General features: G+C 66.3%; 19 protein-coding genes and 1 pseudogene. 14 read left to right on the top strand and 6 right to left on the bottom strand.

The window, feature by feature from the left end; genetic code table 11:
* Positions 1-318 precede the first annotated feature (318 nt).
* Both G4G71_RS06475 and G4G71_RS06465 read left to right on the top strand, forming a co-directional pair.
* Positions 319-2,526 (top strand): annotated as a pseudogene (locus G4G71_RS06475) (ribonucleoside triphosphate reductase).
* Positions 2,523-3,221, top strand: coding sequence for an anaerobic ribonucleoside-triphosphate reductase activating protein (locus G4G71_RS06465; protein ID WP_169936266.1), 699 nt, complete (start codon positions 2,523-2,525; stop codon positions 3,219-3,221). The pseudogene G4G71_RS06475 and the gene G4G71_RS06465 overlap by 4 nt, the downstream one beginning before the upstream one ends.
* Before the next feature lie 189 nt (positions 3,222-3,410).
* Here the strand turns inward: G4G71_RS06465 and speA are convergent, their stop codons facing one another.
* The 4 genes from speA to G4G71_RS06445 form a co-directional block, all read right to left on the bottom strand.
* On the bottom strand, positions 3,411-5,324 hold the full coding sequence (gene speA, locus G4G71_RS06460) for an arginine decarboxylase (protein ID WP_045216427.1): 1,914 nt from the start codon (positions 5,322-5,324) through the stop codon (positions 3,411-3,413).
* A 274-nt stretch (positions 5,325-5,598) separates the two neighbouring features.
* Positions 5,599-5,970: a translation initiation factor Sui1 gene (locus G4G71_RS06455; protein WP_024766966.1), complete on the bottom strand. Its 372-nt coding sequence runs from the start codon at positions 5,968-5,970 to the stop codon at positions 5,599-5,601.
* A gap of 321 nt (positions 5,971-6,291) precedes the next feature.
* Positions 6,292-6,831 (bottom strand): NUDIX hydrolase, encoded by a 540-nt coding sequence (locus G4G71_RS06450; protein ID WP_169936264.1) that lies wholly within the window; start codon positions 6,829-6,831, stop codon positions 6,292-6,294.
* A gap of 3 nt (positions 6,832-6,834) precedes the next feature.
* Entirely contained in the window at positions 6,835-7,899 is a 1,065-nt protein-coding gene (locus tag G4G71_RS06445; RefSeq protein ID WP_024766968.1) for a DUF2333 family protein, read from the bottom strand.
* 288 nt (positions 7,900-8,187) lie between these two features.
* Between G4G71_RS06445 and G4G71_RS06440 the strand changes: the two genes are divergently transcribed.
* Together G4G71_RS06440 and G4G71_RS06435 are read left to right on the top strand one after the other, a co-directional pair.
* Positions 8,188-9,798 (top strand): GGDEF domain-containing response regulator, encoded by a 1,611-nt coding sequence (locus tag G4G71_RS06440; protein WP_169936262.1) that lies wholly within the window; start codon positions 8,188-8,190, stop codon positions 9,796-9,798.
* Positions 9,799-9,929: 131 nt separating this feature from the next.
* The gene (locus tag G4G71_RS06435) at positions 9,930-11,897 is read left to right on the top strand and encodes a methyl-accepting chemotaxis protein (RefSeq protein ID WP_169936260.1); all 1,968 of its coding nucleotides are present in this window, start codon (positions 9,930-9,932) and stop codon (positions 11,895-11,897) included.
* Positions 11,898-12,072: 175 nt separating this feature from the next.
* On the opposite strand, the gene speB is transcribed toward G4G71_RS06435, so the two are convergent.
* Positions 12,073-13,035, bottom strand: a complete 963-nt coding sequence (gene speB, locus G4G71_RS06430; RefSeq protein WP_169936258.1) for an agmatinase — start codon at positions 13,033-13,035, stop codon at positions 12,073-12,075.
* 248 nt (positions 13,036-13,283) lie between these two features.
* Entirely contained in the window at positions 13,284-14,375 is a 1,092-nt protein-coding gene (locus G4G71_RS06425; RefSeq protein WP_169936256.1) for a polyamine ABC transporter substrate-binding protein, read from the bottom strand.
* Positions 14,376-14,490: 115 nt separating this feature from the next.
* Here G4G71_RS06425 and G4G71_RS06420 point away from each other — a divergent pair, with 115 nt between their 5' ends.
* The 10 genes from G4G71_RS06420 to purH all read left to right on the top strand — a co-directional run bounded on the left by G4G71_RS06420 (position 14,491) and on the right by purH (position 25,820).
* A complete protein-coding gene (locus tag G4G71_RS06420) occupies positions 14,491-15,399 on the top strand; it encodes a LysR family transcriptional regulator (RefSeq protein WP_169936254.1) in 909 nt (302 codons plus the stop codon).
* Between the two features lie 145 nt (positions 15,400-15,544).
* The gene (locus tag G4G71_RS06415) at positions 15,545-17,398 is read left to right on the top strand and encodes a protein-disulfide reductase DsbD (protein ID WP_169936252.1); all 1,854 of its coding nucleotides are present in this window, start codon (positions 15,545-15,547) and stop codon (positions 17,396-17,398) included.
* Between the two features lie 150 nt (positions 17,399-17,548).
* Positions 17,549-17,992: a type II 3-dehydroquinate dehydratase gene (gene aroQ, locus G4G71_RS06410; protein ID WP_015479055.1), complete on the top strand. Its 444-nt coding sequence runs from the start codon at positions 17,549-17,551 to the stop codon at positions 17,990-17,992.
* A 24-nt stretch (positions 17,993-18,016) separates the two neighbouring features.
* Positions 18,017-18,481 (top strand): acetyl-CoA carboxylase biotin carboxyl carrier protein, encoded by a 465-nt coding sequence (accB, locus tag G4G71_RS06405; protein ID WP_054906435.1) that lies wholly within the window; start codon positions 18,017-18,019, stop codon positions 18,479-18,481.
* 17 nt (positions 18,482-18,498) lie between these two features.
* Entirely contained in the window at positions 18,499-19,848 is a 1,350-nt protein-coding gene (gene accC, locus G4G71_RS06400; RefSeq protein ID WP_054906434.1) for an acetyl-CoA carboxylase biotin carboxylase subunit, read from the top strand.
* A 177-nt stretch (positions 19,849-20,025) separates the two neighbouring features.
* Positions 20,026-20,904, top strand: a complete 879-nt coding sequence (prmA, locus tag G4G71_RS06395; protein WP_169936250.1) for a 50S ribosomal protein L11 methyltransferase — start codon at positions 20,026-20,028, stop codon at positions 20,902-20,904.
* A 60-nt stretch (positions 20,905-20,964) separates the two neighbouring features.
* Entirely contained in the window at positions 20,965-22,578 is a 1,614-nt protein-coding gene (locus G4G71_RS06390; RefSeq protein WP_169936248.1) for a DUF3426 domain-containing protein, read from the top strand.
* 222 nt (positions 22,579-22,800) lie between these two features.
* The gene (dusB, locus tag G4G71_RS06385) at positions 22,801-23,808 is read left to right on the top strand and encodes a tRNA dihydrouridine synthase DusB (RefSeq protein ID WP_037007535.1); all 1,008 of its coding nucleotides are present in this window, start codon (positions 22,801-22,803) and stop codon (positions 23,806-23,808) included.
* The gene (gene fis / locus G4G71_RS06380) at positions 23,805-24,125 is read left to right on the top strand and encodes a DNA-binding transcriptional regulator Fis (RefSeq protein WP_024766365.1); all 321 of its coding nucleotides are present in this window, start codon (positions 23,805-23,807) and stop codon (positions 24,123-24,125) included. Before dusB ends, fis begins: the two co-directional genes overlap by 4 nt.
* Before the next feature lie 87 nt (positions 24,126-24,212).
* Positions 24,213-25,820 (top strand): bifunctional phosphoribosylaminoimidazolecarboxamide formyltransferase/IMP cyclohydrolase, encoded by a 1,608-nt coding sequence (gene purH / locus G4G71_RS06375; RefSeq protein WP_054906430.1) that lies wholly within the window; start codon positions 24,213-24,215, stop codon positions 25,818-25,820.
* The last annotated feature ends 27 nt before the right edge of the window (positions 25,821-25,847 follow it).

Here is a 25,847-nt window from a genome sequence, read left to right as displayed (position 1 = left end):
CTCCCCGCGTTTGGCGCGCAGTCCCGTTCGCGAGCAAGCTCGCTCCTACGTAGAGCAGGTCGGCCCGGGCTGTAGGAGCGAGCTTGCTCGCGAACCGACCGCAGACGCCTGGAGCCAGCCCTGACATCTGTCACAGAGCAACTGGCGCACTTGCCGGACGGAGTCGCGCCGAGCGGCGGTCAATACCTCCGATGGCAAAAATTGACTGACAGGCGACGTTGACCGAGGTCAATTTCCCTACGGGCAATATCGTTAGATTCCCACAACATCTTGTTGTCTTGAATAAGTCGAGACACAGCATGTTGTGGAATCCAGCCAATGCCCCTGACACGGACCGCCCCTCTTCCCGCCAGCCTGCGCAAGCGCAATGGCAACGCCGCAGCCTTCGACCCGAGCAAGATCGAACGCGCCATTGCCGCCGCCGGCGAAGCCAGCGGCGAGTTCTCCGCGCCCCACGCGCAGGAGCTGACCCGCCGCGTGCTGGCGCGCCTGCCGGCGCAGAATGATCTCGACGTGGAACAGGTGCAGGACATGGTCGAGCGCACCCTGATGGAAGCCGGCCACTACCCCACCGCGCGCGCCTACATCGTCTACCGCGAACGCCACGGCCGCCTGCGCCGCGAGCGCAAGACGCTGGTGGACGTCGCCGCGTCGATGAACGAGTACCTGTCGCGGGAAGACTGGCGGGTGCGCGCCAACGCCAACCAGGGTTACTCCCTGGGCGGGCTGATCCTCAATGTGTCCGGCAAGGTCACCGCCAACTACTGGCTGGACGAGGTGTACAGCGCGGGTATCGCCGTCGCCCACCGCGAGGCCGACCTGCACATCCACGACCTCGACATGCTCGCCGGCTATTGCGCCGGCTGGTCGCTGCGCACCCTGCTCAGCGAAGGCCTGAATGGTGTACCGGGGCGGGTCGAGGCCGGGCCGCCGAAACACCTGTCCAGCGCACTGGGGCAGATGGTCAACTTCCTCGGCACGCTGCAGAACGAATGGGCCGGCGCCCAGGCGTTCAGCTCCTTCGACACCTACCTCGCTCCCTATGTGCGCAAGGACGGCCTGAGTTATCAACAGGTGCGCCAGGCCCTGCAGGAATTCATCTACAACCTCAACGTGCCGTCGCGCTGGGGCACCCAGACGCCCTTCACCAACCTGACCTTCGACTGGGTCTGCCCGGAAGATTTGCGCGAACAGATTCCCTACGTCGGCGGCGTAGAAATGCCCTTCGCCTACGGCGACCTGCAGGCCGAGATGGACCTGATCAACCGCGCCTACATCGAAGTGATGCAGGCCGGCGACGCCCACGGCCGGGTGTTCACCTTCCCGATCCCGACCTACAACATCACCCACGACTTCCCCTGGGACAGCGACAACGCCACGCGCCTCTTCGAGATGACCGCGCGCTACGGCCTGCCGTACTTCCAGAACTTCCTCAATTCGGACATGCAGCCCAATCAGGTGCGCTCCATGTGCTGCCGCCTGCAACTGGACGTGCGCGAGCTGCTCAAGCGCGGCAACGGGCTGTTCGGCTCGGCTGAGCAGACCGGTTCGCTGGGCGTGGTAACGATCAACTGCGCGCGCCTGGGCTACCGCCATCGCGGCGATCTGGCCGGGCTCCACCGCCAGCTGGACTACCTGCTGGAGCTGGCCTTCGACAGCCTCGAAGTGAAGCGCAAGGTCATCCAGCAGCACATGGATGCCGGGCTCTACCCGTACACCAAACGTTACCTCGGCACCTTGCGTAATCACTTCTCCACCATCGGCGTGAACGGCCTGCACGAGATGGTGCGCAACTTCACCGATGATCGCGAAGGCCTGCACACCGAGTCCGGCCGGCAGATCGCGCTGGAGCTGCTGGACCATGTACGGGCGCGGCTGGTGCGCTTCCAGGAAGACAGCGGCCACCTCTACAACCTCGAAGCTACCCCGGCCGAAGGCACCACCTACCGCTTCGCCCGCGAGGACCAGAAGCGCCACGCCGACATCCTCCAGGCCGGCACGCCGGACGCGCCCTACTACACCAACTCCTCGCAGTTGCCGGTGGGCCTCACCGACGACCCGTTCGAGGCGCTGGAACTGCAGGACGCCCTGCAGTGCAAGTACACCGGCGGCACCGTGCTGCACCTGTACATGGCCGAGCGCATCTCCAGCGCCGAGGCCTGCAAGACCCTGGTGCGCACCGCCCTCGGGCGCTTCCGCCTGCCCTACCTGACGGTAACGCCGACCTTCTCCATCTGCCCCGTCCACGGCTACCTCGCCGGCGAACACGAGTTCTGCCCGAAGTGCGACGAAGCCGCGCTGCAGAAAGCCGCGCCCAAGAGCTGCTGTGGCGGCTGATCCTCCGTTCACTTTCATCCCCGCAAAAAAGGAGCACTACCGATGACCGCGAACCAATTGCCCGAAAGCCAGCGCCAGCGCTGCGAGGTGTGGACCCGCGTGATGGGCTATCACCGCCCGGTGACGGCCTTCAACGCCGGCAAGCAATCCGAGCACCGCGAGCGCCGCCACTTCCGCGAGACGCGATGAGCGCCACGCTCAGGGTCGGGGGCCTGGTGCCCCTGACCACCCTCGACTACCCCGGCCTGCTCGCCTGCGTACTGTTCTGCCAGGGCTGCGCGTGGCGCTGTCGCTACTGCCACAACCCGGAGCTGATTGCTCCGCGCGGCGTGGAGGAAATCGGTTGGGATGACATCCTCGCCTTCCTCCGCCGTCGCCAGGGGCTGCTGCAAGGTGTGGTCTTCAGCGGCGGCGAAGCGACCCTGCAGAACGCCCTGCCCGATGCCATGGCGAGCGTCCGCGAGATGGGTTTCCGCGCCGGGCTGCACAGCGCCGGTATCCGCCCGGAGTCCTTTGCCCGTGCACTGCCCCATGCGGACTGGGTGGGGTTCGACGTGAAGGGACTGGCCGAAGACATGGACGCCATCACCGGCGTGAAGCGCAGTGGGCTGGCCAATTGGCGCAGCCTGGAACTGTTGCTGGAGAGCGGCGTGGCACACGAGTGCCGGATGACCGTGCATTGGCAATTGTTCGACCTGGATAAACTCCGCCGCCTGGCCCTGCGCCTGCGCGCAATGGGTGTGGATAACTTCGTGGTACAACTGGCCCGCAGCGGGCGGCAGCTCGATCCCGAGCTGATAGCCACGCCGGCGCCATACGGTACAGCCGAACTCTGGCGCGAACTGAACTTGCTGTTCACGACCTTCGAACTGAGAGACGCCTGAAAGCTGCTTCTGCAATCCAGCTCCGGTGCGAGGTGATGTCGTAGGAGCGGACTATGTCCGCGATAGGTCCGCCGCTGCTGAAGAGCATCGCGGATAAATCCGCTCCTACGCTCTGCCTCTCGCCCACGCAAACGGAAAAGCAAAAGCCCCGCCGAAGCGGGGCTTTTGCTTACGCGTACCGCCAATCCATCAGGACGACAGGTAAGCCGAGCGGGTCAGCCCCAGGCGCAGCGCATCAAGGTACTGGGTGCGCTCGCGAACGGTGAGCTTGGCCCCGGCGACCTTGTCGCGGTAGTGGGTCATCAGCTCCTCGGGCGACAGGTGCACGTAGCGCAGCATGTCCTCGATGGTGTCGTGGGTCTCGATGCCGGCATGGTAGAAGCTGCCGTCGGCGTTCTGGTAGACGTTCACCGAGTCGGTGTCGCCGAACAGGTTGTGCATGTCGCCGAGGATTTCCTGGTAGGCGCCGACCAGGAAGGTGCCGATCAGGTAGTCCTCGCCTTCCTTCACATCGTGCACCGGCATGCTGGTCTCGATGCTCTGCTCGTCGACGTACTGGGTGATCTTGCCGTCGGAGTCGCAGGTCAGGTCCTGCAGTACCGCGCGGCGGGTCGGTTCCTCGCCCAGGCGGTGGATCGGCAGGATCGGCAGCACCTGGCCGATGGCCCAGGTGTCGGGCAGGCTCTGGAACACCGAGAAGTTGCAGATGTACTTGTCGGCCAGCTTGTCGTTCAGCTCGTCGAGCACCTGGCGATGCGAACGCTGGTGCGCCTTGAGCTGGTTGTGCAGGCGGCGGCAGATGGCGAAGTAGCACTGCTCGGCCAGGGCCTTCTGCGCCAGGCTGATCTTGCCCTCGGCGTACTGCGCGGCGGCGTCGCTCATATAGTGGGTGGCGCGCCAGTAGGTCTCGGTGACCATCTCGGCGTCGGTCGGGCCGAGCAGGTCGGCCAGCCACTGGACGATCTCCGGCTGTTCGGCCAGGTCGGTGATCTTCGGCACTTCGTCGTTGTGGCGCTCGACGTCGGTGACCTGGGTGATCAGCACCGCGTGGTGCGCGGTCAGTGCGCGGCCGCTCTCGGAGAAGATGTGCGGATGCGGCAGGCCCTGCGCGTCGCAGAACTCTTTCAGCATGCCGACCACCACACCGGCGTAGTCGTCGATGTCGTAGTTGATCGAGCTGGCGTTGCGCGAGTGGGTGCCGTCGTAGTCCACGCCCAGGCCGCCGCCGACGTCCACGTGGTCCACCGGCAGGCCGAGGGCACGCAGTTCGCCGTAGTAGCGGATGGCTTCCTTGAAGCCGTGCTGGTAGTCGGCCAGGTTGGCGATCTGCGAGCCCATGTGGAAGTGCAGCAGGCGCACGCCCTGGTCCAGGCCGGCGGCGCGGAAGCGCTCGACCACCGACAGCAGCTGCGCGGCGGACAGGCCGAACTTGGCCTTCTCGCCACCGGTATCGGCCCACTTCGACGATGCCAGCGAGGACAGGCGCACGCGCAGGCCGACCTGGGGCAGCACGCCGATCACGGCGGCTTCCTCGATCACCAGCTGCACCTCGGATTCCTTCTCGATCACGATGAACACGTTGTGGCCGAGCTTCTGCCCCATCAGTGCCAGCTTGATGAACTCGCGGTCCTTGTAGCCGTTGCAGACGATGGTGCCGCCCTTGGGCGCCAGCGCCAGCACGGCCATCAGCTCGGGCTTGGAGCCGGCCTCCAGGCCGATGGAGACGTTCTGCGTGGCGATGATGCTTTCCACCACCGCTTCCTGCTGGTTCACCTTGATCGGGTACAGCGCGGTGTAGCGGCTGCTGTATTCCAGGCGCGCGATGTTGGCGTCGAAGGCGCCGGTGAGCTTGCGCACGCGGTCCTGGAGGATGTCCGGGAAGCGCACCAGCAGCGGCAGCGACAGGCCCGCCTCGCGCAGCTGCTCGACCAGCCCGTGCAGATCGATCGGCTGGGCATCGGCGCCCTGCGGGCGAACTTCCACGTTACCGGCGTCGTTGATGGCGTAGTAGCCAGCGCCCCAGTGGCGAATTCCGTAGATGCTGCGGCTGTCTGCCACGGTCCAGTTGCTGCCGTCGTCTTTGCGGGTCCGTCTAGCGGCCATGCGGGGTGGTCTCCTCAATTTGCGCGAATGTGTGCAGGCGCCCGCCCGGCGTGCGGGTGAGTCGTCAGGCCTGGTGGTGTAAACCTAGCCGGGCCTCGTGACGTTGCCGTGTTGACCGCCGGGGTTGGCGGTAAGTTTAGGAAAATCCGACGACACGCCCAGGGCGCGCCGATAAATCTCCCATCTAGGGAAAGGGCTTGCCGGCCATGCGCACGACGCGCATCGCCTGGAACCCGTTCTCGACAGGGGAGAGTCGCTTGCGACAGAAGACGGCTCAGCCGCCGGATTTCTTCGCCTTGAGGCCGCGCTTGGTCAGCTCTTCGAGCAGCAGGTCGACGTGGTCGCCCTGGATCTCGATGATGCCGTCCTTCAGCGCGCCACCCGTGCCGCAGCGCTTCTTCAGCGCCGTGGCCAGGTCCTTCAGCGCATCGGCCGCCAGCGGCACGCCGGTCACCGTGGTTACGGTCTTGCCACCGCGGCCCTTGGTTTCCCGACGCACGCGAGCGATGCCATCGCCGGCCGGAATCTCGGCCTGCTTGCAGATGCACGCGCCAACGGGCTGATTGCAGTCCGGGCAGTGCCGGCCGGAATCAGTGGAGTAGACGAGCCCGCCGAGGGCGGACAGGGAGGATGCTTTCTTGACCACCGGGCGTTTCCCCAGGATTGGCCTCTTCGGGCCAGGTCAACGAATGGCCGGCGGGTACCGACCGCGACGCCCCACTCAGGCAGGGGCTGCGCAATTCCCGGCGGAGGACCCTGCCGGAAAGGTCGCGCAATTTAGCAGCATTGAAGGCAAATGCTAAGACCGAAAATGCGTCATTGATCGGTGGTTTGGCGACATGCCCTCTTTTCAGGACAGCTGGAAGTCGGATCGAGCGATCGCGGACAGAGTCCGCTCCTACCCGGATGCTGACCCTGGCGTAGGAGCGGACTCCGTCCGCGATGCTTCAAAGCCTGCGGCGAACCCTCAGAAACTGACCAGATACTTGCGTAACGCCGCCAGCGAATCCGGGCAATACAGCGCGCCCGCCTTCGCCTCGACCAGCGCCTGGTGCGGGTCGATGAATTTCGCTTCCAGCACTTCCTCCGGCTGCAAGCGCAGCGGCGCGTCGGAAACGGCGGAGAACACCGCGCACCACAGGCGGTTATCCGGCTGGTCGAAGAAGAAGGTGCCGTGGGCGCGCAACTCGACGCCGGCGATGCCCAGCTCTTCTTCCAGCTCGCGGGCGGCGGACTCGGCGTAGCTTTCGTCGGCCTGGACCATGCCGCCGGCTGCCGGGTCCCAGTAGCCGGGGTAGACCGCCTTGCTCAGGGTGCGCCGGTGAACGCACAGCTCGCCGGCAGAGTTGAACAGCAGGATGAAGGTGCCCCGACCGATCAGCCCGCGCGCGCGCAGTTCGGCGCGCGGCAGGCTGCCCAGCAACTGGTCGTCGTCGTCGACCCAGGCGATCTTCTCGGCGTCCGAAGCCGCCCGGTGGGCGGCTTCCTTGCGGCTGATGCCTTCCATCGATCAGCCCTGGGCCAGCAGTTGGCGCAGGTCGATGATCGCGGCGTTGGCGCGGGAGATGTAGTTGGCCATCACCAGCGAGTGGTTGGCCAGCACGCCGAAGCCGCTGCCGTTGAGGACCATCGGGCTCCACAGCGGCGCCTCGGCGGCCTCCAGCTCGCGGATGATCTGGCGCACGCTGACGGTGGCGTTCTTCTTCGCCAGCACGTCGGCGAAGTCCACCTCGATGGCGCGCAGGATGTGCGACAGCGCCCAGGCCTGGCCGCGGGCTTCGTAGAACACGTTGTCGATCTGCATCCAGGGGGTTTCCTGGACCACTTCCTCGACCTGCGGCGCCTGGCCCGGCGCGACCGGCTGCATCGGCGTGATGTTGGTGTTCAGCTTGACCCGGCCGACGCTGGCCGAGAGGCGCTGAGACAGCGAGCCCAGGCGGGTGGAGACGTCACCCAGCCAGTTGTTCAGGCTGTCGGCGCGGGCGTAGAACTGCGCGCCGGCCGGATCGGCGGACAGGCGGCCGAGGTAGCGGTCCAGGGACTTGATGCCTTCGGCGTACTCGGACTCCGAGGACGGCAGCGCCCAGCTCTTGTTGTCGAAGTTGAAGCGCGGCTCGGCGCGCGCCAGGTCCGCGTCCTCGGTGGACTGCGACTGGGAGCGGGCGAAGTCCTTGCGCAGCGCGCGGGACAGGTCGCGCACCTGGACCAGGGCGCCGTATTCCCAGCTGGGCATGTTGTCCAGCCAGACGCCCGGCGGGAAGATGTCGTTGGACAGGTAGCCACCCGGCTTGTTGAGGATGGTGGCGACCACTTCCTTGAGGGTTTCCACCGTGGTGTAGCCCACCACCATCTGCCGGCCGGCGCGCTCGGCGGCGGCCTGGGCGTTCTGCTGCACGGGGAACAGGTCCGGTTCCTGGCTCCAGTACCAGCCGATCACCCCGCAGACCACCAGGTAGGCACCCAGCAGGCCGCCCAGTACGCGGCCCAGCCAGGGGCCGCCGAAGTAGGCGCGCGCATTGTCTACCGTGTCATCCACGCGATCACGCACGGAGCCGCGTTTCTTCCAGTTCCACATGGCAAGTTCCTTGATGTCCCGAATTCGAAGATAGCTTGGACCTGCAACCGGCCCCAGGGTGCCGCGATTTTAGGCCTCGCTGCGCAAGCATGCCGCACCCGGGCAGGCCAACGCAGCCTACCCTGCGCATGGTGCTAGGTAATGGTGCGAATTACAAAGCTTGAGATGTTTGACCGAAGGCACTGTTATTGCCATCAAGGATTGGTAGCATAGGGCCATCAGTGTGTATCACGGCGGAAACATATTCGCCCCGCAGGCCGCCGGTACGGCCCTATAAAGAAGCGCGCGATGACCGAGCTCGACGATCCATCCCTCGACCGCCTCAAGCATCACTTCGCCCAGCGGGTGATTCACCAGGCCCGCCACCTGCTGGAGGTCTGGCAGCGCCTGTCGCGCTCGGAGTGGAACAGCGCCGGAATGGCCGAGCTGGCCGAGGCCTGCCTGCGCCTGCAGCGCTACGCCGAACGCTTCGAGCAGGCCGAGCACGCCGACCTCGCCAAGGCCATCGACCAGTGCCTGCGCGCCGTGCAGGACAACCGCGGGCGCCTGTCCAGCGAGCTGATCACCGAGCTAAACCGGCTGATGCAGCGCCTGTCGCGCACCGGCCTGCGCCATGGCGACCAGTTCGAGCACACCCACCTGCCGCCGCTGCGCAAGCCGGTCTACCTGGCCCTGCAGGACCTGGAGCGCGCCGAGCGCCTGGCCCAGCAGCTGGAATTCTTCGGCATGGCCGCGCAGCCCTGCGAGCACGCCAACGCCTTCCGCGCCGCCATGGCAGACCGCCATCCGGCAGCCATCGTCATGGAAATCGACTTCGGGGGCGGCCAGGGCCTGGCCCTGGCCGACGAGGCCCAGGCGGGCCTGAAGCAGAAACTGCCGGTGCTGTTCTTCAGCCATGAGGAAACCGACACCCCAACCCGCCTGGCTGCCGCCCGCGCCGGTGGCCAGGACTTCTTCAGCGGCGCGCTGGACGCTTCCGGCCTGCTGGAGAAGATCGAGACGCTGACCCGCGTGGCTCATTACGAGCCGTTCCGCGTACTGATCGTCGACGACTCCCGCGCCCAGGCCGCGCACACCGAGATGGTCCTCAACAGCGCCGGCATCGTCACCCGCGCGCTCACCGCGCCGCTGTCGGTGATGGCCGAGCTGGCCGAGTTCCAGCCGGACCTGATCATCCTCGACATGTACATGCCCGAATGCCTGGGTACCGAGCTGGCCAAGGTGATCCGCCAGCACGAGCGCTACGTCAGCGTGCCGATCATCTACCTGTCCGCCGAGGACGACCTGGACAAGCAGCTGGACGCCATGAGCGAAGGCGGCGACGACTTCCTCACCAAGCCGATCAAGCCGCGCCACCTGATCGCCACCGTGCGCAACCGCGCCGCCCGCGCCCGCAGCCTCAAGGCGCGGATGGTGCGCGACAGCCTGACCGGCCTGTACAACCACACCCATACCCTGCAATTGCTCGACGATGCCCGCTTCCGCGCGCGCCGCGAGGAGCGCCCGCTGACGTTCGCGATGCTCGACATCGACCACTTCAAACGGGTCAACGACACCTATGGCCACCCCATGGGCGACCGGGTGATCAAGAGCCTGGCGCTGTTCCTCAAGCAGCGCCTGCGCAAGACAGATCACATCGGCCGCTACGGCGGCGAGGAATTCGCCGTGGTGCTGCCGGACACCGACGCCGCGGCCGCGCGCAAGGTGCTGGAGGAAATCCGCCAGCGCTTCGCCGAGATCCACTACCCGGCGCAGCCCCATGACCTCTCCTGCACCTTCAGCTGCGGCATCGCCGAGCTGGGCGAGGAGATGGACATCAAGACCCTCGCCAAGCAGGCTGACGAGGCGCTGTACACCGCCAAACACGGTGGCCGAAATCGCGTCGAGGTCTTCAAGTAACACCCAGCAGTGGCAGCGCGGCGCTCTGCCGCGCCATTTCCCGACCAAATGCTGGCACCGTGTCATCAGCCAGTAACCAAACTGCAATAGGTTCAGGGCTCGCCGTTTTTCGCTGTCGGTCGAGACCTGCCATGCGCCTCAAGCTGCTCACCAACCTCAACACCTTCCTGCTCCTGCTCGTCTGCCTCGCGCTGGGCGCCACCCTTTGGTGGTCGCAACGTGCACTGGAGCGCCCCTTCACGCTGATGGACCGCTACCTGGAACTCTCCCAGGGCTTCGAGCGCAAGGTGGCGCAGAACATCCAGGCGTACCTCGCCAGCGGCGACGCACTCAAGCAGAAAGCCGCGCAGCAGGCGTTGGACGAACTGGCCGCGGAGCTGCCGCAACTGCCGGACAGCCTCAGCCAATTGCTCGGCCAGCGCCTCGACGAACTGCGCCAGTTCAGCGGCAACCAGTTGCTCGCCGCCGGCAAGCTGGCGGGTGATCCGCAGGGGCTGCTGCTGCAGGCCGAGCGTGACCTGCTGGCCGCACTGGACCAGCTCGGCGCCTACGCCGACGCCAGCCAGAACCCTGCCGCCGCCGAGTACCGCCCCCCGCTGCTGCAGGCCGGCCTGCACCTGACGCGCCTGGCCCACGCCCGCGCCAAGCTGGTGGAAAGCGGCAACCCGGCACTGGCCGAGGATATCCAGCGCGAGCTGGAAACCCTGCGCCAGCTGGCTGAGCGCATCGACGCCCTGCCGCTGCTGGGCGTGCTGGAACAGCAGGCATCGGCCTCCGACGACTTCGCCGCGATGATGGGCCTGGAATCCCAACCGGCCGCCGAGGCGCAGAGCGAAGATCGCGGCGTCACCCTCAAGCGCGACCTTGCCAGTGTTTTGCGTCGCTACCCCGACGAACTGGACCGCACCCGCCAACTGGTTGCCCAGCGCCAGGAGCTGGCCAGCGCCACCGCCCAGCGCCTGGGCGCCGTGCAGCAGGCCCTGGCGACTCTGGAGCCGCAGGTGCGCGAGGAGCGCTCGAAGATCCAGGCACAGGTACGCGTCATCCAGGGCGCACTGATCGCCCTGATCCTCGCCACCGCGCTGCTCATCGACACCCTGCAACGCCGTTTGGCGCGCGTGCTCGGTCAGTTGGTCCCGGCGCTCTCGACCTGGGCGCGCGGGGACTTCGCCACGCCCATCGCGCTGAACACCCGCACCCGCGACCTGGTGGAACTGCAGGAATCGCTGAACCGCCTGCGCGACTTCCTCGGCACCCTGGTCGGCACCATCCACCAGCGCGCCGAGGAAGTGGCCGGCAGCAGCCGCGCCCTGGCCGAACTCAGCGGCGGCCTGCACGCCGGGGCCGAGCGCCAGGCCAGCGATACCGGGGAAATCCGCGACGCGCTGGGCGACATGGAGGCGGCCATCCAGCAGGTGGCCGGCGACGCCAGCCAGGCGGCCTCGGCCAGCCATGCCGCCGGCGCGGCCGTCGAACAGGGACAGCAGGTCATCGGCAACAGCCTCAATGGCATGCGCGCGCTGGTGGACGAAGTGCAGAGCAACGCCCAGGCCATCGAGAACCTGGCGGAAGAATCGGCCACCATCGGCAACGTGCTGGGGGTGATCCGCTCCATCGCCGAACAGACCAACCTGCTGGCGCTCAACGCCGCCATCGAGGCCGCGCGCGCCGGTGAACAAGGCCGCGGGTTCGCCGTCGTGGCCGAGGAAGTGCGCTCGCTGGCCCTGCGCACCGCCGGCGCCACCGAGGAAATCCAGCAGCTCACCAAACGCCTGCAACAGGCCGCGCGACAATCGGTGGAAGCGATGCGCAGCCAGGTCGAGCATGCGGAAATCACTGCCAACCAGGCCGGCGCCGCCGAGGGCGCGCTGGACGAGGTGGTCGGCGCCATCCGCACCATCGCCAGCATGGCCGAACGCATTGCCGAAAGCTCTGCGCAACAGAGTGGCGCGGTCAGTGAAATCCGCTCACACAGCGAACGCATCCACGAACTGGGTAGCCAGAACCTGCGCCTGATCGGCCAGGGACGCAGCCAGGGCGAACAGTTGCAGGAGCTGGGCGGGGCATTGCATACCGCTGTGCGGGCGTTCCGGGTGTAACGGACTCGACCTGTAGGAGCTCTTGCCAGCTGTACGCCCCCCCCACAGGAAGCGTAGGAGCGGACTCCGTCCGCGATGGATCAGCCTGGCGCCATCGGGCGATCTGGAGCGGGCGTTGAGTCAATCGCGGACAAAGTCCGCTCCTACGATTGTGCCCCTGCAGTTCAGCGTGGACTCAACGCTCGCCCAGCTTGTGCCGTGCCGCATACAGGCAAACCATCTCCATCGCCAGGGTCGCGCCGGCCAGGGCGGTGATCTCGGCGCTATCGTAGGGCGGCGCGACTTCCACCACATCCATCCCCACCAGGTTGATGCCACGCAATGCGCGGAGGACTTCCAGCGCCTGGTGCGAGCTCAACCCGCCGCACACCGGCGTGCCGGTGCCCGGAGCGAAGGCCGGGTCGAGGCAGTCGATGTCGAAGGTCAGGTACACCGGGTTGTCGCCGACCCGTGCGCGGATGCGCTCGGCGATGGCTTGCGGCGAGTGACGATGGACTTCGCGGGCGTCCAGCACCTGGAAGCCCATCACGTCGTCGTTGGTGGTGCGCAGGCCGACCTGCACCGAGCGCGAAGGGTCCACCAATCCCTCGCGGGCCGCGTGGTAGAACATGGTGCCGTGGTCGATGCGCTGGCAGTCCTCGTCGGGCCAGGTGTCGCTGTGCGCGTCGAAGTGGATCAGCGACAGCGGGCCGTGCTTCTTCGCGTGGGCCTTGAGCAGCGGGTAGCTGATGAAGTGATCGCCACCCAGGGTCAGCAGCGCGCAACCGGCATCGAGGATGCGCGCAGCGTGGGCTTCGATGACTTCCGGGGTTTCCTGCGGCACGCCGTGGTCGAAGGAGCAGTCGCCGTAGTCGATCACCGCCAGGTGGTCGAAGGGGTCGAACTCCCAGGGGAAGTGCCGGGCCCACGCCATCTGCACCGAGGCGGCACGAATCGCCCGCGGCCCGAAGCGGCTGCCGGGACGGTTGGTGGTGGCGGTGTCGAAGGGCACACCGCTGACCACCAGGTCCACGCCGCGCAGGTCGCGGCTGTAGCGGCGGCGCATGAAACTGGTGATGCCGGCGTAGGTGGATTCGGCAGCGGTGCCGTATAGGCTGTCGCGGGTGATGGCCTGGTCGTTGTCTTGGGCGAGATCCATGGTGTCCTCATCAATGTCTTTGTTGTGTTGTTCTGATGGTTCAGTGTCTGCGGGATCCCCCTCTCCCTGACCCTCTCCCTGAAGGGAGAGGGGATGGATCGGCATCAGGCGGAACGCCGTGTCTGCCGACCACTCCGAGTGGCTCCCTCTCCCTTCAGGGAGAGGGCGGGGGGAGAGGGAGTCCCAGGCACTCAACTACGTAGGGCGGATAACGCTGGAGCGGTATCCGCCCTACGTAAGCCTGTTCGTCAGTTGCGGGTACGGAACGCCGACCACAGCCGCGTGCGGTCGCGCTGCTGCTTGAGCGTCAGCAATTGCTCGCCGAACAACTTCTGGCGCATCGCCGCCGGCGGGTAGATGTCCGGGTCTCCCGCCACGTCGGCGTTGAGCAGCGGCGTGGCCTTCTGGTTGGCGTTGGCGAAGTACAACGTATTGGTCAGTTCGGCGATGGACTCCGGGCGCAGCATGAAGTCAATGAAGGCCCGCGCCTCCTGCGGGTGCGGCGCGTCCACCGGGATGGCCATGGTGTCGAACCAGATCAGCGTGCCCTCCTTGGGTATCCGGTAGATCACCTCGAACGGCTTGTTCGCCTGCTTGGCCTGCGCAGCGCCCATCAGCGCGTCGCCGGTGTAGGTCAGGGCGACGCACAGCGAACCATTGGCCAGGTCATTGATGTGCTTGCCGCTGGCGATGTAGCGCACGTTGGGTTGCAGCTTGCCCAGCAGCTCGCGCACCTGGGCAAGGTCGGCCGGATCAGTGCTGTACGGCGACTTGCCGAGGTAGTTCAGCGCCACGCTGATGACTTCCTGGGGCGAGTCGATCAGCGAGATGCCGCAATCGGCCAGGCGGCTGGCGTACTCGGGCTTGAACAATAGGTCGAGGCTATCCAGCGGCGCGTCGGGGATGCGCTTGAGCACCTCGTCCTTGTTGATCGCCAGGCCCACGGTGCCCCAGGTGTAGGGCACGCCGAAGCGGTTGCCCGGATCGATGGCGGCCAGCTTGGCGAGCAGTTCCGGGTCGAGGTTGGCGAAGTTCTTCAACTGCGCATCGTCCACCGGCTGCACAGCCTTCGCCTGGATGGCGCGGGCCAGCCCGCTGCTGGCGGGGAAAACGACATCATAGCCGCTGCGGCCGGTCATCAGCTTGCTGTCGAGCACCTCGGCGCTGTCGAAGGTGTCGTATTTGACGCGGATGCCGGTTTCCTTCTGGAAACGCTGCAGCGCATCGGCGCCCACGTAATCCGCCCAGTTATAGAGGTTGAGCACCCGCTCCTGCGCCTGCAAGGGTATGGCCAGGGCCACGGCCAAGGCCGCGAGGGAAGCCCGGAGGAACACACGCATGATTATCGCCTCGAGATTGTTGTCGTTGTGGGGCGAGCATGGCGTGGGCTTTACTTTGCAAAAATACAAAGTTAATTACTTTGGCATTTCATATTGGCAATGTTTGGAGACGGCCATGCTCAGCCAATTGCGCGACCTCGACCTGCAGTTGCTGCGCCTGTTCGTCACCGTGGTGGAGTGCGGCGGCTTCAGCGCGGCGCAAGGTGAACTGGGCTTGAGCCAGCCGAGCATCAGCATCCAGATGGCCAAGCTGGAGACGCGCCTGGGCTATCGCCTGTGCGAACGCGGCAAGGGCGGCTTCCGCCTGACGCCCAAGGGCGAGCACCTGCTGCAATCGACGCGGCGCCTGTTCGTCGCCATCGAGGGCTTCCGCGACGAGGCGCGCGGCGTAGCGGACAAGCTGCTGGGCGAGGTGCGCATCGGCCTGTCAGAGGGCCTGGATGTGGAGGTGCTGGCGCAGTTGTCCGGGGCGATCCGGCGCTTCCGCCAGCGCAACGAAGCGGTCAGCCTGGAACTGGTGACAGCCACGCCCGCCGAGCTGGAGCGCCTGTTGCTGCAAGACCGGTTGCACCTGGCGGTCGGCTACTTCGCCGGCACCCAGGCGGCGCTGGAGCACCATACCCTGTTCGTCGAACCCCAGGGCCTTTATTGCGGTGCGGGCCATCCTGCGTTCACGGAAACGAAACCGACCCGCGATTCCCTGGCCGACGCCGACCAGGTGCTGCACCCCTACCGTTTCATCGCCGCCGACGAGCCATTGCAGACGAGCCGCAGCAGCGCGCGCTGCGAACAGGTGGACGGCAGCCTGGCCTTCATCCTTTCCGGCGCGCACATCGGCTATCTGCCCAAGCACGTCGCCCAGCCCTGGATCGAGCGCGGCCAACTGCGCGAACTGCTGCCCGACGAGCTGGGCTTCGACGTGGCCTTCAGCCTGACCCGCCACCGCGGCCGCCACCCCGGCGATGCCGAGCAGGCCTTCGTCAGCGATCTTCTGGCAGCCTTCGGCCAGCACGCGGCCGATTGACGCAGGCGCGTCTTTGGAACCCGGAGGCTCTGGCGCAGTCCCAAGCGACCGATCACTTCTTGTGACAGCTCTTCGGCCAGCGGCGCGGGCCGCGCCGGGAGCTTTCCGCTATCATGCCCGCCACCCTGTAGTCCGCGAGATGTCCATGCGCCGCCTGCTTACCCTGCTCCTGCTTCTCGTCGCCCTGCCCGCCTCCGCCGGCTTGTTCGACAAACCCGCCGACAAGGGCGGCTTCGCCGCCGGACAACCGGCCAAGGGCGATTTCCTGCCGGTGGCCGAGGCCTTCCGCGTCAGCGTCGAGGACAGCGATAGCCAGCAGGTGAAACTGCGCTTCATCAATGCCGACGGCTACTACCTGTACCAGCACCGGTTCAGCTTCAAGGTCGAGCCCGCCGACAGCGGCGTGAGCGTCGGCGAAGTGAAGCTGCCGCCGGGCAAGCAGCACCATGACGATTATTTCGGCGACACCGTCGTCTACTACGCCATCACCGATATCGACGTACCGCTGATCAACCCGCAGCACAAACCCTTCACCCTGGTGGTCAACTACCAGGGCTGCGCCGACAAGGGCCTGTGCTACGCGCCGGAAACCACCCGCCTGCAGATCGCCGACGGCCAGGCCGCCAGCGTCGTGGCCGGCGCCGCGCCCTCCGCCGTCGCCCAATCCGCCTCCAGCGCGGGCAACCCGCTGGCCGGCCTGCTGGGCGACCACGAGCCGGGCAAGATCAAGAAACTCGGCCGCGCGCTGGTGATCTTCTTCCTGCTGGGCCTGGCGCTGACCTTCACCCCCTGCGTGCTACCGATGCTGCCGATCCTCTCCGGCGTGGTCCTGCGCGGCCGTCCGGGTGGCATGCGTGGCCTGGCGCTGTCGCTCGCCTACGTGCTGCCAATGGCGGCCTGCTACGCGGTGCTCGGCACGCTGATGGGCCTGTTCGGCGCCAAGCTCAACCTGCAGGCGATGCTGCAGTCGCCCTGGGTGCTGATCCCCTTCGCAGCGTTCTTCGTGGTCTTCGCCATCGCCATGTTCGGCGTGTTCGAGATGCGCCTGCCGGGCTTCCTGCGCGAACGCCTGGACAACATGGCCAACAACACCCGCGGCGGCTCCATCGCCGGCGCAGCGACCCTCGGCGTGCTCTCCAGCCTACTGGTATCGCCCTGTGTCACCGCCCCGCTGGCCGGCCTGCTGCTCTATATCAGCAGCACCGGCGACGCAGTGGGCGGCGGCCTGTTGCTGTTCTCCCTCGGCCTGGGCATGGGCACGCCGCTGGTGATCTTCGCCGTCGGCGGTGGGGCACTGCTGCCCAAGAGTGGCGCCTGGATGAACGGCGTGCGCAACGTCTTCGGCGTGATGCTGCTGGCGGTCGCCATCTGGATGCTCGAACGACTGGTCTCCGGCCCGGTGGCGCTGACGCTCTGGGGCACCCTCGCCGGCGGCGTCGCCCTGGCCATCGGCACCCTCGAACTGGGGCCGAAGAAGCCGCTGCAGCGCCTTGGGCAATTGTTTGGCCTGATGCTGCTGGTCTACGCCGTGGCCGCCTGGACCGGCGCCCTGCGCGGTGAATCCGACCCGCTGCACCCGCTGGGCCGCAGCGGTGTCAGGACCCACGCCGGTCCGCCCAGCGCCACTCCCGGCGACTGGCAGAACATCACCAGCCCGGCCCAACTGGATGCCGCCCTGCGCAGCGCCTCGGCCAGCGGCCGCCCGGTGCTGCTGGACTGGTACGCCGACTGGTGCATCAGCTGCAAGATCATCGAGCGCCAGGTATTGCCGGCGCCGGAGGTGCAGTCGCAGCTGCCCGGCTTCGTCCTGCTGCGCTTCGACATGACCGCCAGCACCGAAGAGCAGCGCGCCTTGCTCGACCGTTACAACCTGTTCGGCCCGCCCGCGCTGCTGTTCTTCTCGCCAAAAGGCGACGAATGGAGCGATCTGCGCATCATCGGCGAGACCGATGCCGCCACCCTCGCCGACCGCCTCAAACAGGCGGGAACGCGCTCCTGATCACAGTTTGACTGCAACGGTTTTGCCGTAATCGGCTGGCAACATGCTGACATCTACGGCAAAACCCGCATGACTGGACAGTCACGCCGGCTTTCCGGCATAGTCCCGCCCTATCTTTATCCCGCCAAGAACAAGGACTACAGCATCCAGATGGCGACCTTACTGGTACTGCACGGGCCCAACCTCAACCTGCTGGGCACCCGCGAGCCCGACAAGTATGGCTCCGTCACCCTTGAGCAGATCAACCAGGACCTGGAGCGCCGCGCCCGCGAGGCCGGCCACCACCTGATGCACCTGCAGAGCAACGCCGAGTACGAGCTGATCGACCGGATCCACGCCGCGCGCAACGAAGGCGTGGACTTCATCCTGATCAATCCGGCCGCTTTTACGCATACAAGTGTCGCTCTACGTGACGCATTGCTCGCAGTGAGCATCCCATTCATCGAAGTGCACCTCTCCAACGTGCACAAACGTGAACCTTTCCGGCATCACTCCTACTTCTCCGACGTGGCGGTAGGGGTGATCTGCGGTCTGGGAGCCACAGGCTACCGCCTGGCCCTGGAATCCGCCCTCGAACAACTTGAACGCCCGTGACCTCACCTGGGAGAGCGAACACTGATGGACATCCGTAAAGTCAAGAAACTGATCGAACTGCTCGAAGAATCCGGTATCGACGAACTGGAGATCAAAGAGGGCGAAGAGTCCGTACGCATCAGCCGCCACAGCAAGACCGCCGCCCAGCCGATCTATGCCGCCGCTCCTGCCTACGCACCCGCCCCGGCCCCCGCCGCCGCTCCGGTCGCCGCTGCCGCTCCGGCCGCTGAAGCCGCTCCGGCTGCGCAGAACCTCGCCGGCGCCGTGCGCTCGCCGATGGTCGGCACCTTCTACCGCGCTGCCTCGCCGACTTCCGCCAACTTCGTCGAAGTCGGCCAGAGCGTGAAGAAAGGCGACATCCTCTGCATCGTCGAAGCCATGAAGATGATGAACCACATCGAGGCCGAGACCAGCGGCGTGATCGGTCAGATCCTCGTGGAGAACGGTCAGCCGGTCGAATTCGACCAGCCCCTGTTCACCATCGTTTAAAGCGCGGGGAGCCTGCGATGTTGGAAAAAGTACTGATCGCCAACCGCGGCGAAATTGCGCTGCGCATCCTGCGCGCGTGCAAGGAGCTGGGCATCAAGACAGTGGCCGTGCACTCGACCGCCGACCGTGAGCTGATGCACCTGTCGCTGGCCGACGAAGCGGTCTGCATCGGTCCGGCCCCGGCCGCGCAGTCCTACCTGCACATCCCGGCGATCATCGCCGCGGCCGAGGTCACCGGCGCCGTGGGTATCCACCCCGGCTACGGCTTCCTCGCCGAGAACGCCGACTTCGCCGAGCAGGTCGAACGCTCCGGCTTCACCTTCATCGGCCCGAGCGCCGACGTCATCCGCCTGATGGGTGACAAGGTGTCCGCCAAGGACGCCATGAAGAAAGCCGGCGTGCCGACCGTACCGGGCTCCGACGGCCCGCTGCCCGAAGACGAAGAAACCGCACTGGCCATCGCCCGCGAAGTGGGTTACCCGGTGATCATCAAGGCCGCCGGTGGCGGTGGCGGTCGCGGCATGCGCGTGGTGCACCACGAGGAAGACCTGATCAAGTCCGCCAAGCTGACCCGCACCGAAGCGGGCGCGGCCTTCGGCAACTCGATGGTCTACCTGGAGAAGTTCCTGACCAACCCGCGTCACGTGGAAGTCCAGGTCCTCTCCGACGGCCAGGGCAACGCCATCCACCTGGGCGACCGCGACTGCTCCCTGCAGCGTCGTCACCAGAAGGTACTGGAAGAAGCCCCAGCCCCGGGCATCGACGAGAAGGCCCGCGCCGAAGTGCTGGCCCGCTGCGTCCAGGCCTGCGTGGAAATCGGCTACCGTGGCGCCGGCACCTTCGAGTTCCTCTACGAGAACGGCCGCTTCTACTTCATCGAGATGAACACCCGCGTTCAGGTGGAGCATCCGGTGTCGGAGATGGTCACCGGGATCGACATCGTCAAGGAGATGCTCAGCATCGCCTCGGGCAACAAGCTGTCGTTCAAGCAGGAGGACGTGGTCATCCGTGGCCATGCGCTGGAATGCCGGATCAACGCCGAAGACCCGAAGACCTTCATGCCCAGCCCCGGCAAGGTGAAGCACTTCCACGCGCCGGGCGGCAATGGCGTGCGTGTGGATTCGCACCTGTACAGCGGCTACGCCGTACCGCCGAACTACGACTCGCTGGTGGGCAAGATCATCACCTACGGCAAGGACCGCGATGAAGCCATGGCGCGCATGCGCAACGCGCTGGACGAGCTGATCGTCGATGGCATCAAGACCAACACCGAGCTGCACAAGGAGCTGGTCCGCGATAAAGAGTTCTGCAAGGGTGGCGTGAATATCCACTACCTGGAGAAGAAGCTGGGCATGGACAAGCACTAAGCCCTGCCTTGCCTCGCTCCACCACAAGGGCTGCCTCCGGGCGGCCCTTGTGCTTTGCGGCCCCTGCCCGCTGGCATGGCAAGGTGCCGTGCAGTAAGCTTGCCGCCTTTATCTGCGGGCCGCCCAGGCGGCCCGCTGTCTTTCCAGCACCATCCCAGCACTATCGAGGTTCCGCCCATGCCCTGGCTCCAAGTCCGACTCGCCATCACCCCGGATCAGGCGGAAACCTATGAAGATGCACTGCTGGAAGTCGGCGCTGTATCGGTGACTTTCATGGACGCCGAAGACCAGCCGATCTTCGAACCGGACCTTGGCACCACGCCGCTGTGGAGCCACACCCACCTGCTCGCGCTGTTCGAGGCGGACACCGACGAAACCTCGTTGATCGCCCATCTGACCCTGCTGACCGGCGGCGAACTGCCCCAGCACCAGATCGAACACATCGCCGACCAGGACTGGGAACGCAGCTGGATGGACAACTTCAAGCCCATGCGTTTCGGCCGCCGCCTGTGGATCGTCCCCAGCTGGCACGACGCTCCGGAGCCGGAAGCGGTGAACCTGTTGCTCGACCCGGGCCTGGCCTTCGGTACCGGCACCCACCCGACCACCGCGCTGTGCCTGGAATGGCTCGACGGCCAGGAGCTGGCCGGCCAGCAGGTGCTGGATTTCGGCTGCGGCTCGGGCATCCTCGCCATCGCCGCCCTGCTGCTGGGGGCCGAACAGGCGGTGGGTACCGACATCGACCCGCAGGCGCTGGAAGCCTCGCGGGACAACGCCTCGCGCAATGGCATCGACCCGGCGAAATTCCCCGTCTACCTGCCCGCTGATCTGCCGAAGGAACAAGCGGACGTCCTGGTGGCGAACATTCTGGCCGGCCCGCTGGTCACATTGGCAGAGCAGCTCACCGGGCTGGTGAAATCCGGTGGCCTGCTGGCCCTCTCGGGCATCCTCGCCGAGCAGGCCGAGGAAGTGCGCGCCGCCTATGCCGGCGCCTTCGACCTCGACCCGACCGCCGAGCGCGATGGCTGGATCCGCATCAGCGGCCGCCGCCGCTGAGTGCCCGCCGTACGGGGCTTGAGTTAGACTAACCGCCAGATTTTTCCGCCGGACCGCCGCATGAGCGACAGCTTCATCACACAGTGCCCCCACTGCCAGACCCGATTCCGCGTCAACGCGGCGCAACTGGGCGCGGCCAGCGGTGCTGTGCGCTGCGGAACCTGCCTGAAGGTGTTCAGCGCGCCGCAGAACATGGTGGGCGAGCCGACCCAGGCACCGACAGCGCCAGCCAGCGCGGCGCTGCCCATCGAAGCCACCGAACCGGCATCTGCACCGGAGCCGGTCGTGCAAGCGGCTCCGCCCAAAGCTCCGGAGCCGGTCGCCGCGGCGCCGATTCCCACGCCGGCCTTCAGCACCTTCACCCCCGAAAAGCCCGCCGCAGCGAGCGTCCCCGGCACCGCCACCCTTGGCTGGCCGCTGGCGCCCCATGCCGCGCGGCACTCCAGCGATGTGGCGGAAAAACCCGCCATCGCTGAACCGAAGGTGGAAGCAAAACCGACACCGGCTCCCGAACCCGCCCCGGCCATTGCCGCGACCACGGTGATTGCCCCGGCGGCAACCGTGATTAGCGAGCCAGCCAAATCCGCTCCCTTAACGGCAAAGAAAGACGAGACGCTGTGGATACACGACGATCTCGACCTGGACAGCCTCAATCTCGACGAGGAACTGGCCAAGCTCGACGAGTTCGAGCTGTCCCAGGAATTTCTCAGCATCGAACGCGCCCCGCGCCCCAGCGAAGCCCTGCAGATTCGCCAGGAAGAGAAGCGCGACCCGCACGACGAACGCTGGGCCGAGGCCCTGATCGAAGAGGAACAGAAAGGCGCCAGCCGTGTGTCCCGCCAGGAGCCCAGCCTCGGCCAGCTGCCCGCGGACGAGCCGGAGGAGCCGCCCGCCAGCGCACGCCTGGTAGCCGACCAGGAGCCCGAGCCGGAGGAGCCGGAGGACGAACCGGAGCACGAACCGCGCATCGACCCCGCCCCCCTGCGCGCCGAGACCGACGACGAGAAGCTCCCCGCCTTCAGCGCCCGCCGCGATGACGACGAGCCCGATGCCGTCGACGATGAGGACGAAGAGCCGCCGCTGGCCGACCAGCGCGCCGACAGCCGCCGCGCCGAGCCGGGGCTGGGTAGCGACGGCCTGCACGACCTGAGCGACGAACCGCTGCAACTGGACTGGCAGAAACCCAGGAGCCGCTGGGGCCGCCGCCTGTTCTGGCTGCTGCTGGTGCTGCTGGCCCTGGCCGGCCTCGCCGGCCAGTACATCGCCTATCACTTCGACGAACTGGCCCGCCAGGACCAGTACCGTCCCTGGTTCGCCCAGGCCTGCCCGGAGCTGGGTTGCACCCTGCCGTCCAAGGTCGACGTGGAGCAGATCCGCAGCAGCAACCTGGTGGTGCGCAGCCACCCGGACTTCAGCGGCGCACTGGTAGTGGACGCGATCATCTACAACCGCGCCAATTTCTCCCAGCCCTTCCCGCTGCTGGAAATGCGCTTCGCCGACCTCAACGGCCAACTGATCGCCAGCCGCCGATTCAAGCCCAGCGAATACCTCTCCGGCGAGCTGGCCGGGCAGAGCGAGATGCCGCCGCAGACGCCGATCCACATCTCCCTGGACATCCTCGATCCGGGCCCGAAAGCGGTGAACTACAGCCTGAGCTTCCACTCGCCGGAATGACCCGGCGGGTAGCTCAAAGCGCCTGAGAGCGCCAGTTCCGCTCGTCTTCCTACCTTGGGTGCTAAGCCCGAAGCTGTTCAGAATTTATCCAAAATCGCCTTTATCCGGTCATCGAGAGCGGGTATCATGCCCTCCCTTTTTTGCTAGCACCGGTGGCAGGCTCCGAAACGCATCCGCGAGTGGTACAACGCGCGGCGCCTCGGTGTTCCCGCCCCATTGACCATGGAAATCCAGTCGGTGGTACGCATCGGCTCCTACACACTGCCCAACAGACTGATCCTGGCCCCGATGGCCGGCGTCACCGATCGTCCGTTCCGCCAGCTGTGCCGCCGCCTCGGCGCCGGCATGGTGGTATCGGAGATGGTCACCAGTGACGTCCGCCTGTGGAACAGCCGCAAGTCGCGCCTGCGCCTGCAGCACGACAACGAAGATCAGCCACGTTCGGTGCAGATCGCCGGCGGCGACCCGCAGATGCTCGCGGAAGCTGCCCAGCGCAATGTGGAGCTCGGCGCCCAGATCATCGACATCAACATGGGCTGTCCGGCAAAGAAGGTGTGCAACAAGGCCGCGGGCTCCGCGCTGATGAAGGATGAACGGCTGGTGGCCGACATCCTCGAGGCGGTGGTCGCGGCGGTAGAGGTTCCCGTCACCCTGAAGATTCGCACCGGTTGGGACCGGTCGAACAAGAACGGTGTGACGGTGGCGCGGATCGCCGAGCAGTCCGGCATCCAGGCGCTGGCGGTACACGGCAGGACCCGTGCCGACCTCTACACCGGCGAAGCGGAGTACGAAACCATCGCAGCGATCAAGCAGGCGGTTTCGATTCCGGTCTTCGCCAACGGTGATATCGATTCACCGCGCAAGGCACGGCAGGTTTTCGAACAGACGGGCGTGGATGCCCTGCTGATCGGCCGCGCCGCCCAGGGCAATCCCTGGATCTTCCGCGAGATCGATCATTACCTGAGCACCGGCGAGCTATTGCCGGCGCCGAGTCTGCACGAGGTGCAGAGCATCCTGCTCGAACACCTCGCTGCATTGCATGCGTTTTATGGGGAGGAAATGGGTGTGCGCATTGCCCGCAAGCATGTGGGCTGGTACCTCGCAACCCAACCGGGCGCGGCGGAGTTCCGCGCCCAGTTCAATCGTTTGCAGGACACGGATGCACAGAGCGCCAGCGTCAGGCAGTTCTTCGCCGAGCGCCACAATAACGGAGAAGGGGTGGCCGCATGACAACGATGACCGAGACATTAGTGAGTGGAATGACACCCGTGAGCGACAACGCCAACCTTAAACAGCACCTGACCACTCCGACGCAGGAGGGCCAGACCCTCCGCGACAGCGTGGAAAAGGCACTGCATAACTATTTCGCCCATCTCGAAGGGCAGCCGGTCACGGACGTGTACAACATGGTGCTTTGCGAAGTCGAAGCGCCGCTGCTGGAAACCGTCATGAACCACGTGAAGGGTAACCAGACCAAAGCCTCCGAACTGCTGGGGCTGAACCGCGGGACCCTGCGCAAGAAACTCAAGCAGTACGATCTTCTCTGACAGGTGGCAGGCGCGGGCCCGCGACCGCAAGGTCAGCCGGGCCCACGCCTGACACGCGAAAAGCCCGAAGCCTTTGTGGAAGCCGTTATGACCGACCAAACCACCCGCCTGCCCGTCCGCCGTGCGCTGATCAGCGTTTCCGACAAGACCGGCGTCGTCGATTTCGCCCGTGAGCTGGCAGCCCTCGGCGTGGAGATCCTCTCCACCGGCGGCACCTACAAGCTGCTCAAGGACAATGGCATCGCCGCCGTGGAAGTGGCCGACTACACCGGCTTCCCGGAGATGATGGACGGCCGCGTGAAGACCCTGCACCCGAAGATCCACGGCGGCATCCTCGGCCGTCGCGACCTCGACGGCGCGGTGATGGAGCAGCACGGCATCAAGCCGATCGACCTGGTGGCGGTCAACCTCTACCCGTTCGAAGCGACCGTGGCCAAGGCCGACTGCGACCTGCCGACCGCCATCGAGAACATCGACATCGGCGGCCCGACCATGGTTCGTTCTGCGGCGAAGAACCACAAGGACGTCGCCATCGTGGTCAATGCCGGTGACTACGCCGGCATCGTCGAAGCCCTGAAGGCCGGCGGCCTGACCTACGCCCAGCGCTTCGACCTGGCCCTGAAGGCCTTCGAGCACACCTCCGCCTACGACGGCATGATCGCCAACTACCTGGGCACCATCGACCAGGCGCGCGACACCCTGTCCACCGCTGACCGCGGCGCCTTCCCGCGCACCTTCAACAGCCAGTTCATCAAGGCGCAGGAGATGCGCTACGGCGAGAACCCGCACCAGAGCGCGGCGTTCTACGTCGAGGCGAAGAAGGGCGAGGCCAGCGTCTCCACCGCCATCCAGCTGCAGGGCAAGGAGCTGTCGTTCAACAACGTGGCCGACACCGACGCCGCGCTGGAGTGCGTGAAGAGCTTCGTGAAGCCGGCCTGCGTCATCGTCAAGCACGCCAACCCGTGCGGCGTGGCCGTGGTTCCGGAGAACGAAGGCGGCATCCGCAAGGCCTATGACCTGGCCTACGCCACCGACACCGAGTCGGCCTTCGGCGGCATCATCGCCTTCAACCGCGAGCTGGACGGCGAGACCGCCCAGGCCATCGTCGAGCGTCAGTTCGTCGAAGTGATCATCGCCCCGAAAATCTCCGAAGCCGCCCGCGCCGTCGTCGCCGCCAAGGCCAATGTGCGCCTGCTGGAATGCGGCGAGTGGCCGGCCGAGCGTGCGCCGGGCTGGGACTTCAAGCGCGTCAACGGTGGCCTGCTGGTACAGAGCCGCGACATCGGCATGATCACCGCCGATGACCTGAAGATCGTCACCCAGCGCGCCCCGAGCGAGCAGGAAATCCACGACCTGATCTTCGCCTGGAAAGTCGCCAAGTTCGTCAAGTCCAACGCCATCGTCTACGCCAAGGCGCGCCAGACCGTCGGCGTCGGCGCCGGACAGATGAGCCGCGTGAACTCCGCCCGCATCGCCGCCATCAAGGCCGAGCACGCCGGCCTGGAAGTGAAGGGTGCAGTCATGGCTTCCGACGCCTTCTTCCCGTTCCGCGACGGCATCGACAACGCCGCCAAGGCCGGTATCACCGCGGTGATCCAGCCGGGTGGTTCGATGCGTGATAACGAAGTGATCGCCGCTGCCGACGAAGCCGGCATTGCCATGGTCTTCACCGGCATGCGCCACTTCCGCCACTAAGCGGTAAGGACGCACTCGGACCCGCAT

The sequence above is a fragment of the Pseudomonas multiresinivorans genome (assembly GCF_012971725.1).
Classification (GTDB): Bacteria; Pseudomonadota; Gammaproteobacteria; order Pseudomonadales; family Pseudomonadaceae; genus Pseudomonas; species Pseudomonas multiresinivorans.
Note: the sequence above shows the minus strand (reverse complement) of the source record. Positions and strands in the feature narration are given on the sequence as shown.